This is a genomic window from Bacteroides salyersiae WAL 10018 = DSM 18765 = JCM 12988, from assembly GCF_000381365.1.
GTDB lineage: Bacteria > Bacteroidota > Bacteroidia > Bacteroidales > Bacteroidaceae > Bacteroides > Bacteroides salyersiae.
This window is the reverse complement of sequence record NZ_KB905466.1, coordinates 2,121,178-2,133,522: the sequence shown is the minus strand read 5'-3', so window position 1 is coordinate 2,133,522 and position 12,345 is coordinate 2,121,178. Positions and strand designations below refer to the sequence as shown.

The following is a 12,345-nucleotide window of genomic DNA, read 5'->3' as shown; positions in this document are numbered from 1 at the left end:
AATAAAATGATTAATCGATTTATATTAAACGAAGTTTCATACTTCGGACCGGGAGCACGGGAAGTGCTCCCGAAAGAGATCGCCCGTTTGGGGCTGCATAAGGCTCTGGTCGTTACGGATAAGGATCTTATTAAATTCGGGGTGGCCGATAAAGTGTTGAAAGTACTTGAAACAGCTTCTGTTCCATACGAGGTTTTCAGTGATGTCAAACCGAATCCTACCGTAGCTAATGTCAAGGCTGGTCTACAGGCTTTTGCAGCTTCGGGTGCCGATTTTATTCTTGCAATCGGTGGCGGTTCATCGATCGATACTTCCAAGGCGATCGGTATTATAACCAATAATCCGGAATTCAGTGATGTAGTATCTCTGGAAGGGGTGGCAGATACGAAAAACAAATCTGTTCCCATTATTGCTTTGCCTACTACGGCGGGTACGGCGGCCGAGGTTACTATTAATTATGTGATTACCGATGAAGCCAATGAAAAGAAAATGGTTTGCGTAGATCCCAATGACATTCCCGTAGTTGCCGTTGTAGATGCCGAATTGATGTATACCCTTCCCAAAGGGCTGACAGCTTCTACCGGGTTGGATGCTTTGACGCATGCCATTGAAGGACTTATAACGAAAGGTGCCTGGGAGATGAGCGATATGTTCGAGATAAAAGCGATCGAAATGATTGCCCGTTATCTTGAGACGGCTGTCAATGAGCCATCCAATGCCGAAGCCCGTAATGGTATGGCGGTTGCCCAGTACATTGCCGGTATGGCGTTTTCTAATGTAGGTTTGGGAGTTGTGCATGGCATGGCACATCCGTTGGGAGCTATTTTCGATATACCTCACGGTGTAGCAAATGCCTTGCTGTTGCCTATTGTGATGGAGTTCAATGCTCCTGCGGCACTCGATAAATATGTAGAGATAGCCAAGGCTATGAATGTATATACGCCGGATATGACTCGTGAAGAAGCCGCTGCTGCGGCGGTCAAGGCAGTCCGGGAACTTTCTGTCCGTGTAGGGATCCCGCAGCATTTATCCGAATTGGGAATAAAAGAAGAAGATCTGGATAAGTTGGCTACGGCGGCGTTTGCCGATGTATGTACCCCGGGAAATCCCCGTGAAGTGAGCAAAGAAATAATACTTGAACTTTATAAAAAAGCATTGTAGTCATTATGATAACGAATGAACAGATAGAACAGTTTATAGCCCAGGCTCATCGTGTAGGCGATGCCGGACTTACTATTTGCAGTAGCGGTAATATCTCCTGGCGTATAGGGGATGAAGTGCTGATTTCCGGTACAGGCTCTTGGGTGCCTTCTCTGCCCAAAGAAAAGGTCTCCATCTGTAAACTGTCGACGGGAGAAGTGCTGAATGGTGTGAAGCCGTCTATGGAGAGCGGTTTCCATTTCGGTGTTCTCCGTGAGCGTCCCGATGTGAATGTGGTGCTTCATTTCCAGTCTCATTATGCTACTGCGGTGGCTTGTATGAAGAATCGTCCCACTAATTTGAATGTAACGGCCGAAATACCTTGTCATGTAGGCAGAGAAGTGCCGGTAGTTCCTTATTATCGTCCCGGTTCGAAAGAATTGGCACAAGGGGTGATAGATGGATTGAAAGACCACAATTCGGTATTACTGTTAAAGCACGGACAAGTGGTATGTGGAAAAGACTTCGACGAAGCTTTTGAACGTGCCATGTTCTTCGAGATGGCATGTCGCATTATTATCCAGTCCGGCGGTGATTATACCGTGTTGACGCCCGAAGAGATTGATGATCTCGAGACTTACGTTTTGGGTAAGAAGACTAAATAATAAGATGAAAAGGAGGGGAAAATGGGGATGTATTTCCAAGTCTCTTTTTCTCCTCCTTATTATTTAGAAAAGAGTTGAGCTATGAATACATATTTAGCAGTGGATTTTGGTGGAGGTAGCGGGCGAGTGATGGCCGGCACCATTGACAACGGGCGGTTAACACTGGAGGAAGTATATCGTTTTCCCAACCGGCAAATCCGGATGGGGAACTATATTTATTGGGATTTCCTTGCATTGTTCGGTGAAATGAAAACCGGGCTTCGTCTGGCTGCCCATAAAGGATATTCCATAAAAAGTATCGGAATCGATACTTGGGGGGTCGATTTCGGATTGATAGACAGGCAAGGCAATTTGTTGGGCAATATGGTTTGCTATCGCGATCCGCGCACGAATGGATTACCCGAAGAACTGTTCGGGCATATGGATATTTCCCGTCATTATGCGGAGGCCGGTATTCAAGTGATGCCTATTAACACGCTTTTTCAGCTTTACAGTATGAAAAAGAACGGGGATGTACAATTGGAACTTGCAGATAAGTTGCTGTTTATGCCCGATCTTTTCAGTTTCTTTCTGACAGGCGTGGCAAATAATGAATATTGCATTGCTTCCACCTCCGAAATGCTCGATGCCCGCAAGCGTACTTGGAACTATCCATTAATAGACAGTTTGGGTTTACCCGAACGTCTTTTCGGAGAAATAGTAATGCCCGGAACCGTACGGGGAAAACTGAAAGCCGATATTGCTGAAGAGATCGGTATGAATGGTGAGGTCGATGTGGTTGCCGTAGGTTCGCACGATACTGCAAGCGCCGTATTTGCAGTGCCTGCCGTCACCGGTGGTGTTAATACCCGAAAAGCTTTCCTGAGTTCAGGAACCTGGTCGCTTCTTGGAGTTGAATTAGACGAACCTATCCTTACCGAAGAGGCCCGCTTGGCAGGGTTTACCAACGAAGGAGGCGTGGGAGGTAAAATCCGTTTTTTGCAGAATATCACAGGCTTGTGGATTTTGCAGCAACTTATAGCTCAGTGGAAAGAACGAGGCGAAGATACGGAGTACGAAACTCTGATAACTGCTGCGGAGAATGCGGAAATCGATTCAATTATTCGTGTGGATGACGAGGTCTTTCAAAGTCCGTTGAATATGGAGAAAGCAATTGCCGATTATTGCCGTGAACATCGCCTTGCCGTACCAAAAACTTGTGGTGAATATGTTCTTTGTATACTTAAATCGCTCGCGCAACGTTATAAACAAGGAGTCACTCAGTTAAACAGCTTGTTACCGTCACCTGTTACCCAACTTCATATCATAGGGGGAGGGTGTCGTAACCGCCTTCTCAACCGCCTGACGGAAGAAGCATTGGGCATTCCGGTGTATGCAGGTCCTGTTGAGGCCACTGCTATTGGAAATATCCTTGTGCAAGCTTTGGCGTGTGGGGAGATTAAGACACGTGATGAAATTACAGAAATTATTTAAAGGGACAGATAAAAATAAAACCATGGAAACATCTATTAAAAGTTATGCGGCTAAAGAGCATCATCAACCGGTGAAACGATATTGCCGGACATTGGATCTGCGTGACGATCCGAAGCTGATAGCCGAGTATCGCCGACGCCACAGCCAAGCGGAAATCTGGCCGGAAGTTATCGCCGGTATCCGGGAAGTCGGTATCCTTGAAATGGAAATTTACATTTTGGATACACGTTTGTTTATGATAGTCGAGACTGCACTCGATTTTGATTGGGACACGGCAATGGAACGGCTTGCCACTTTGCCCCGCCAGCAGGAATGGGAAGATTATATGGCGATTTTCCAACTTGTGACTCCCGGATCTACTTCCGCACAAAAATGGCAACCGATGGAACGTATGTTCCATTTATACGAATAACCTTTTATTTTTACGAACAACCTCAAACGAGTTTATATCCTAACGAATTTATACCATTATGAATAACACCAAACGCTTTTCTATCCTGAGCAAAGACGGCGTCAGCTATCTTATTCCTTTTATTCTCATCACCAGTTGTTTTGCACTCTGGGGATTTGCCAATGACATAACCAATCCTATGGTAAAAGCTTTCTCCAAGATATTCCGTATGAGTGTGACGGATGGCGCATTGGTGCAAGTCGCTTTTTATGGTGGTTATTTTGCAATGGCTTTTCCGGCTGCTATATTTATCCGCCGGTATTCTTATAAGGCCGGCATTTTGTTGGGATTGGGGCTGTATGCATTCGGTGCTCTCCTTTTCTTTCCTGCCATGATGACCGGAAATTATTATCCTTTTTTAATTGCCTATTTTATTTTGACTTGCGGACTTTCCTTTCTTGAGACCAGTGCTAATCCGTATATCCTGTCGATGGGCACGGAGGAGACGGCTACGCGTCGGCTCAATCTGGCCCAGTCTTTCAATCCGATGGGGTCATTATTAGGCATGTATGTGGCGATGAATTTTATCCAGAACCGTCTGAATCCGATGGATACTGCCGAACGGGCTCAGTTGTCTCAAACCGAGTTCGAGGCGATGCGTGATTCGGACTTGGCCGTACTGATTGCTCCATATCTGGTAATCGGTATTGTCATTCTGGTTATGCTATTGCTGATCCGTATGGTGAAGATGCCCAAAAATGCTGACCAGTCTCATTCCATCGATTTTCTGCCTACGTTGAAGCGTATCTTTTCCATTCATCATTATCGTGAAGGGGTGATTGCTCAATTTTTCTATGTGGGTGCACAAATCATGTGTTGGACATTTATCATTCAATACGGTACCCGTTTGTTTACCTCGCAAGGGATGAGTGAACAGGCTGCGGAAGTTTTGTCTCAGCAATACAATATAATAGCAATGGTTATTTTTTGTGTGAGCCGTTTTGTCTGTACTTTCATACTACGTTATCTCAATCCCGGACTACTGCTGAAGATTTTGGCTATTGCCGCCTGCTGTTTCACAACGGGAGTTATTTTCCTACAGAATATCGGAGGTATGTATTGTTTGGTCGGTGTTTCGGCATGCATGTCATTGATGTTCCCTACTATTTACGGAATAGCTCTTCAAGGTTTGGGTAATGATGCCAAATTTGGCGCTGCCGGGTTGATTATGGCTATTTTAGGTGGTTCGGTTTTACCTCCGTTGCAGGCAAGTATCATTGATCAGCATGCTTTATTTGGAATGCCGGCGGTGAATCTTTCGTTTATACTTCCATTTATTTGTTTTGTGGTGGTAACTATATACGGACATCGTTCTTATAAACGTGTGAGAAAAGGGTAATTGCCTTTATCTTTACAAGGGAGGTTGGGGCTTACTTTCTCATTTTACTCCCTTTGTCATATCTTATGGACTTTTAGATAGTTCCTCTACGAGAAACGATACTTTTCTCGTAGAGGAACTATCTTTTTCCCGTAGAGAAACGACCTGATTCTCTACGGGAAAAAATGTATTCATCTAATATGCTGATAGCCAGCTCTGTGTGTTTTGTTTACCCTGTGTATTATCTTTACTGTAAAAGAAACTCTGTTTTTACTTTTAAGCAACCTGCCGTTTTGTTTAAATCATTACAATTTTAGTTTTTGGATAACTGATGGGAGCAGTGAATTTTTTGTTTCTTAGACTTATTGTCTAATTCCCTATTGTTTTTTGCTTGTGCCGGTTAGCGAATCGGCTGTTTTCAGCACTTAATTCTGTGAGGTTTTTCCATTCTTATTTATAATTACTTTTCGAATTTCTTCTGATAGGTTGTCATTATCTTAATCGGTATATCTGTTCCATAAAATGGTATGGAGGTTCTATTCCATGGATATTGCCCCTGCTGTTACTACGAATTTTCTATTTTTTGCTTGTATTTTGCAATTTTAAGATATACGAATCGGCTACTTTTGGCTAACAAAGTAATGCATCTGTTAATTTTTAAATTTAATAAAATGAAGAGACGAAATTGTATATTTAAGTATTCGCTTTGCTTATTGTTCATTCAGATCTTATTCTTGGAAAGTGCTTGTGCCGATAGCCGTGAATTTTCTGCCGGTGAGTGGACGGTTCGTTTTAAAGACGAGACAAAGCAAATTGATTTGTTGAAGAATGGAGAGCTCATTTTGAGCGATGTGTTTGTTCGGTTCAATAATTCTTCGAATTACTATAATAGTTCCGAATATACAGATGTGAAGTTTACAAAGGATGAGATTACCGATGAGTTCGGTCCGGCTCAAAAATGTACGATACAGTATAAGAAAGAGGGTGCTCCTACCATCGAACAGATTTTTTATCTTTATTCTTCCAAAGATTTTTTTCTGACGGAAGTTTATCTTATTTCTGTGGATGGAAAGGTGTTGGTAACCAATTATATCTCTCCGATTTATACGACGGCAACCAATCAATTCTTACCTCAGGATACTGACAATCGTCTATTGTTTGTCCCTTTTGATAATGATGGTTTTATAACTTACGGTTCGTTACCGTTGTCGCAATCAAAATCGGCAAGCGCCATACACGCTTCCGGACCGTTGGCTCGCGATACGATTTCATTCGAAGTGACTTCCATCTTTAACGGTGGTAGCCAGAATGGTCTTGTGATTGGTTCCGTAGAGCATGATACCTGGAAGTCGGCTATACGTATGGTAGGATCCCGTGATAACCGGAGTATCACTAAATTGGAATGTTATAGCGGTGCCAGCCATTCTGCTACACGTGATGATAAGGTGCACGGTTCTATAAAAAGCACAACGGTGAAGTCATCCAGAATGTTTGTGGGTTTCTTTGATGATTGGAGATTGGGTATGGAAACGTTTGGAGAAGCGAATGCAGCCGTTGTTCCTAAACGGGAGTGGACCAAGGGGACTCCGTTCGGTTGGAATAGCTGGGGGGGGATGAGTACGCATGTGAATTATGAAGGAGTGCTTTCTGCCTCTGATTTTGTGAAAGAGCATTTGCAGGGGAAAGGCGGTTTTGGCGCAAGCGGAGTTGTTTTTGTCGGCTTGGATTCTTATTGGGATAACTTGAATTGGGAGCAACTGGAAGATTTTGCTCGGCATTGTATTGCCAATGGGCAGGTGCCGGGTATTTACTGGACTCCGTTCAATGACTGGTTTCCGGACAATGAACGTGATATTGAAGGGAATAATGGCTATAAATACAGCCAATCACACTTAAAGGTGAACGGTCAGAAACGGAAATTATATGGTGCCGGCTGTATGGATCCTACAGCCCCGGCTACACTGTCGAGAATTAATTATTTCATTGATAAATTTAAAGCAGCCGGTTTTAAATATCTCAAACTGGATTTTCTTACTGCCGGTATGGTTGAGGCAGACAAATGGTATAATAAGGATATAACAACAGGTACCCAAGCCTTTAACTACGGGATGAAATATCTGCGTGAACGCTGTGGAGACGAAATGTTTATTGTCGAATCGATCGCTCCCCTTTTCCCTTATCAGTATGCGAATGCCCGTCGTATCAGCTGTGATGCCTGGGGAGAAATGTGGCACACCAATTACATGATGAACAGTTTGTCTTTCGGATGGTGGCTGGATCGCGTATATGCTTATAATGATCCCGACCATCTTGTGATGGGAGACCGGAGCGAAGCGGAAAATATGTCTCGTATCACAAGTGGAGCTGTGACGGGTTATTTCATGATTGGCGATAACTTATCGACTAAAGGAAATTATATCGGAACAGAGGTGTCACAGGAAAAGGTGAAGAAATTCGCTGTTAACGACCGGATCAATGCAGTTGTCAATCTTGGTAAAACGTTCAGACCGGCTTATGGTCATAAAGTATTCGGTTCTAACCGCTCGGTCGACCTGTTTACTTTAGAAACGGAAGACGCTTATTACATTGCTTATTTTAATTATGACGAAGGTGTGAAGAGTGGTGAACTGACTCTTCAGGATCTTGGGATCACTCCGGAGAAAGTTTCCGGTGGTATAGAGTGTTGGTCGGGAAATAACGTACAGATTCAAGAGGGCAAGCTTTCTTACAATCTACCTAAGCATCAGGCCGAAATTTACCATTTGTATAAAAAATGAGATTCATGGAATTAAATAACTATATTATGAAAAAGAGTAACAGATTTAGAATTTTCACATCTTTGTTGATGGGCTTCCTTATTGCAGGATTCTCTTCTTGTAAAGATGATGAAAGCCAAAAGAATGAACACGATCCCAACAAGCCGATTGTGTTGACGGATTTTTATCCGAAAGAAGGTGGTATTGCTACTAAAATGGTCTTTAGTGGGGAAAATTTCGGTACGGATGTGAGTAAAATCAATGTGTATTTTAATGACACAAAAGCAGCTGTAGTTCGAAGTACCGGCGAAAAAATGTATGTAATTACCCCGCGTAAACCGGGCGAAGACTGTACTATTACAGTTTCTGTAGGTGATAATAAAGTGGCGTTTGACGAACATTTTACTTATCATATTCAAACTACGGTAACTACGCTTTGCGGTATGAAAGGAACTCCCGGAGCGCAAGTGGGAAATCTTGCCGAAACTCAATTCCCGAAGGTTACTTATTTGGCAATTGATACTGACCATAATATATTTGTTTGTTGCCGGGAATTGGATAGTTATTATGATAACAACAAAGTGATGCTGGTAAATGAATTGGAAGATAAGAGTCAGATTCTTATCCCCAATACCGGTGCACCGCTCAATCAGCCTTGTATAGCCGATGATGGACAAACGGTGTATATTCCGTCAGATGCAGGAATGGAGTATTGGGTACTTTCGTCAGAGAACATGTGGATCCCCCGTAAATCATCTTTGCGTAAAGATCCCTCCAGTGATGATTTTGATATTAAATTTAAACACTCATTTGCAATGTGCAAATATGATGGATTTATGTATACACGCGCAAAGGATGGCACATTATTACGGTTTGATCCGTCAACGGGATATACAATGGCTGTTTCAACACAGACGAAATTGATGGCCGAGAGCGACTCTTATATAGTATTTAGTCCGATTAAAGGGGAAGAACATATTTTATATTTGGCATATACTAACTCTCATTGTATCTATACATACAATCTAAAAACAGGTGAACATAAATTGTATGCCGGTATGACGAATCGTTCGGGATATGCAGATGGCCCTTGTGAGTATGCTATGTTTAACGAACCTCGTCAGATGATAGTAAGTGCGGATAATGAGTTGTATTTGGCCGATACGAATAATCATGTGATCAGAAAGATTTCACAAGATGGAATTGTCAGTACGGTAATCGGACTTGCCGGTCAATCGGGATTTATGGATGGAACTCCGGAAGAAGCATTGTTTGACAAACCTTTTGGTGTAGCATTAGATACCGATGGAACTATCTATATTGGTGATAGTGAAAATCAGTGTGTACGCCGACTTGCTATTGAATGATAATTGAGACTTTTAAGATAATACAGTATGAAGAAATATATATTTTTATTGTTCTTGTTGTGTGGCTGTGTTGCTGTGTTTGCACAACAAAAAAGTACATTTACAGTGTCCGGACAAGTGTTTGATGATTTGGATATGCCGGTTCCTGGAGCCAGTGTTTTTATTAAGAATTCTCCGGGAGTGGGAGCTGTCACGGATATTGACGGTAAATTTTCTTTGAAAGCTCAGAAAAATGATGTGATTGTTGTTTCATTTTTGGGATATAAGCAGGAAGAGTATTTGGTGACGAAATCGGAGAGTAATATTTCTATTAAATTGAAACAGGATTCGCAAGTACTTGAAGAAACGGTTATTGTAGGTATGGGTACGCAGCGTAAAGTGAGCGTTGTAGGTGCTATCACCAATGTCGATATAGCAGACATACAAACTCCGGCAACGAATATCAACAATATGTTGGGTGGACGTATTCCGGGTGTTATTTCACTTCAGCGTAGTGGTGAACCCGGAAAAAATATCTCAGAGTTTTGGATTCGCGGTATCGGTACTTTCGGTGCCAACAGCAGTGCTTTGGTGTTGATTGACGGTTTGGAGGGTAATTTGAGCGAGATAGATCCCTCGGATATCGAGAGTTTTTCGGTATTGAAAGATGCGTCTGCAACAGCAGTGTATGGTGTTCGTGGTGCAAACGGTGTTGTTTTGGTAACTACTAAGAGAGGTACGGCAGATAAATTGCAGATTACAGCCCGCGCCAATTGGACTATTTCTCATATGGTAAATATGCCCGAATATCTGGAGGCTTATGATTATGCAAAATTGGCGAATGAGGCTCTTAGAGTCAGAGGAAACACGCCTTTGTATTCAGACATGGAATTGGACTTGATCAAATATCAGTTAGACCCGGACTTGTATCCGAATGTAAACTGGCAGAAAGAGGTTTTGAATCGTAATGCTTTGCAGCAGACTTATTATATAAATGCAAAAGGCGGTGGTAGCCTTGCACGTTATTATCTGAGTTTGGGCATGTCTAATGAATCTTCTGCCTACAAACAGGAAAAATCTTCTAAGTATTCCACAAAAGTCGGATATCGCACCTACAATTATCGCGTCAATTTAGATATTAATCTGACTAAAACAACTACGGTTTACTTTGGGTCCGATGGTTTTATTTCAGAAAAGGCAGAGCCCGGTAATGCCGATACGGATGCTTTATGGGCCACACAGCGCAATTTGACACCGTTGACTATTCCAAGAGTTTATTCTACCGGACAATTACCGGCTTATGGAGCAGATAATGCTTATTCACCTTATGTCATGCTGAATTACACCGGTATGAGTAATACACGTCATTTCCGTGGAAAATCGACTGTAGAGTTGAAGCAAGATCTTTCTATGGTTACTAAAGGTTTGAGTGCCCGGGCACAGATAGCTTATGATACGGAGTTGAACTTGAAGGAGAAACGTTATGTGCGTCCCGAGATGTATTACGCAGATCGCCGTCGTTATACCGGAGAATTGGGACTATATAAGAAGTTAGACAGCGAACCGGTGAAGTACACTCATGAAGACGAGCAATATTATAAAGTACATTTCGAATCGATGTTGAATTATGAAAGGACTTTTGCCGAACAACACCGCCTGAGTGGGCTGTTGTACTACTATATGAGTAGTGAGCAGAAGATGAATAAGGATATTGATGATAAAGATGAAAGTTTAAGGAGCATGTATGCTATTCCTATCCGTTATCAGGGTCTGTCAGGACGAATCACTTACGGATTGCGTGATACTTATTTTTTGGATTTGAATTTTGGCTATACCGGTTCGGCCAACTTTGCAAAGGGAGATCGTTTCGGATTTTTTCCGGCAGTAGCTGTGGGATGGGTTCCTACCGGATATGATTGGGTACGGGAGAAATTGCCATGGTTGGACTTTTTGAAAATCCGTGGATCATACGGTACGGTAGGTAACGACCGTTTGACAAATACTCGTTTCCCTTATCTGACGCTATTGAAAACTGGTGATGGTGGTGGTTGGGGAAGTACCAACGGATATATCACAGAAGAGACGATAGGCGCTGATAACTTGAAATGGGAAATTGCCAAGAAAACGGATATTGGTATTGAAGGTAAACTGTTTGGAGAACGTTTAAATTTTGTAGTAGATGTTTTCTATGATAAACGTGACGGTATCTATCAGGAACGTCAACAAATCCCTGACTATGCTGGTTTACAGAAAATGCCTTTCGGTAATGTCGGAAAGATGGTAAGTTATGGTTCAGACGGTAATATTTCATTTACTCAGAATATCAATAAAAATATGTCGTTTACATTGCGCGGAAACTTTACTTATTCGGCCAATGAAGTGAAAAATTGGGAACAGGCTGTACAAAAGTATGATTATCAAAACTATTCAGGTTATGTAAACAATGCATTCCGTGGATATATTGCTTTGGGGCTTTTCCGTGACGAAGCGGACATAGCCGCCAGTCCGAAGCAGACGTTCGGAGATTATTTGCCGGGAGATATCAAATATAAAGATGTAAATGGGGATGGTGTGATTAATGATGATGACAAAGTGCCTTTATCTTATCCGAACTATCCGCGTCTGATGTATGGTTTTGGTGGAGAATTCCGGTATAAGAATTTGACTTTAGGGGTCTTGTTTAAAGGAACTGGAAAGACAGACTACTATTTTGTAGATGACAACGGATATTGGGATAAAGGAAAGAATGGTGAAGGGTATATACCGTTTTATGGTGGAAAAACCGGTAATGTGCTGAAGATTGTTGCTGACCAAAGTAACCGTTGGACTCCGGCATCTTATTCCGGTGATCCTTCGACAGAGAATCCGAATGCAAGATTCCCACGTCTTAGCTATGGTAAGAATGAGAATAATACTCAGTTCTCGTCATTCTGGTATCAAAATGCACGCTATCTGAGATTGCAGGAAATTAGTGTTAACTATAATTTACCGGCTGGTAGATTACTGAAATATTTGGGAGTACGTTCTCTTGATTTACAGTTTGTTGCATCTGACCTGTGTATCTGGAGCCCGATGAAATTGTGGGATGCAGAGCAGGCCGATCACAATGGTGGAGCTTATCCGATTCCACAGCGTTTTGCTTTCCAGATGTATGTGAATTTTTAAGAATTGTTTTTTGATTTAAAATAGAATGAGT

8 protein-coding genes are annotated in these 12,345 nt (G+C 42.3%); all 8 read left to right on the top strand.

What is annotated here, in order from left to right; all coding sequences use genetic code 11:
* The first annotated feature begins 6 nt into the window (after positions 1-6).
* The 8 genes from fucO (at position 7) to HMPREF1532_RS07945 (ending at position 12,314) form a co-directional block, all read left to right on the top strand.
* Entirely contained in the window at positions 7-1,161 is a 1,155-nt protein-coding gene (gene fucO, locus HMPREF1532_RS07980; RefSeq protein WP_005927421.1) for a lactaldehyde reductase, read from the top strand.
* A 5-nt stretch (positions 1,162-1,166) separates the two neighbouring features.
* On the top strand, positions 1,167-1,805 hold the full coding sequence (locus HMPREF1532_RS07975) for a class II aldolase/adducin family protein (protein WP_005927419.1): 639 nt from the start codon (positions 1,167-1,169) through the stop codon (positions 1,803-1,805).
* Positions 1,806-1,886: 81 nt separating this feature from the next.
* Positions 1,887-3,278, top strand: a complete 1,392-nt coding sequence (locus HMPREF1532_RS07970) for a rhamnulokinase (RefSeq protein ID WP_005927417.1) — start codon at positions 1,887-1,889, stop codon at positions 3,276-3,278.
* Between the two features lie 22 nt (positions 3,279-3,300).
* Positions 3,301-3,690, top strand: a complete 390-nt coding sequence (locus HMPREF1532_RS07965) for an L-rhamnose mutarotase (RefSeq protein WP_005927415.1) — start codon at positions 3,301-3,303, stop codon at positions 3,688-3,690.
* 58 nt (positions 3,691-3,748) lie between these two features.
* Positions 3,749-5,068, top strand: coding sequence for an L-fucose:H+ symporter permease (fucP, locus tag HMPREF1532_RS07960; protein ID WP_005927413.1), 1,320 nt, complete (start codon positions 3,749-3,751; stop codon positions 5,066-5,068).
* Positions 5,069-5,718: 650 nt separating this feature from the next.
* Positions 5,719-7,824, top strand: coding sequence for an alpha-amylase family protein (locus tag HMPREF1532_RS07955; protein ID WP_227096830.1), 2,106 nt, complete (start codon positions 5,719-5,721; stop codon positions 7,822-7,824).
* Positions 7,825-7,850: 26 nt separating this feature from the next.
* On the top strand, positions 7,851-9,170 hold the full coding sequence (locus tag HMPREF1532_RS07950; protein WP_025819013.1) for an IPT/TIG domain-containing protein: 1,320 nt from the start codon (positions 7,851-7,853) through the stop codon (positions 9,168-9,170).
* 27 nt (positions 9,171-9,197) lie between these two features.
* Positions 9,198-12,314, top strand: coding sequence for a SusC/RagA family TonB-linked outer membrane protein (locus tag HMPREF1532_RS07945; RefSeq protein WP_005927407.1), 3,117 nt, complete (start codon positions 9,198-9,200; stop codon positions 12,312-12,314).
* The last annotated feature ends 31 nt before the right edge of the window (positions 12,315-12,345 follow it).

Bases quoted from the DNA above. Each gene is read 5' to 3' on its own strand.
- HMPREF1532_RS07970 (WP_005927417.1), top strand. From the start codon at position 1,887: ATGAATACATATTTAGCAGTGGATTTTGGTGGAGGTAGCGGGCGAGTG.
- fucO (WP_005927421.1), top strand. From the start codon at position 7: ATGATTAATCGATTTATATTAAACGAAGTTTCATACTTCGGACCGGGA.
- HMPREF1532_RS07975 (WP_005927419.1), top strand. From the start codon at position 1,167: ATGATAACGAATGAACAGATAGAACAGTTTATAGCCCAGGCTCATCGT.
- HMPREF1532_RS07950 (WP_025819013.1), top strand. From the start codon at position 7,851: ATGAAAAAGAGTAACAGATTTAGAATTTTCACATCTTTGTTGATGGGC.
- fucP (WP_005927413.1), top strand. From the start codon at position 3,749: ATGAATAACACCAAACGCTTTTCTATCCTGAGCAAAGACGGCGTCAGC.
- HMPREF1532_RS07955 (WP_227096830.1), top strand. From the start codon at position 5,719: ATGAAGAGACGAAATTGTATATTTAAGTATTCGCTTTGCTTATTGTTC.
- HMPREF1532_RS07945 (WP_005927407.1), top strand. From the start codon at position 9,198: ATGAAGAAATATATATTTTTATTGTTCTTGTTGTGTGGCTGTGTTGCT.
- HMPREF1532_RS07965 (WP_005927415.1), top strand. From the start codon at position 3,301: ATGGAAACATCTATTAAAAGTTATGCGGCTAAAGAGCATCATCAACCG.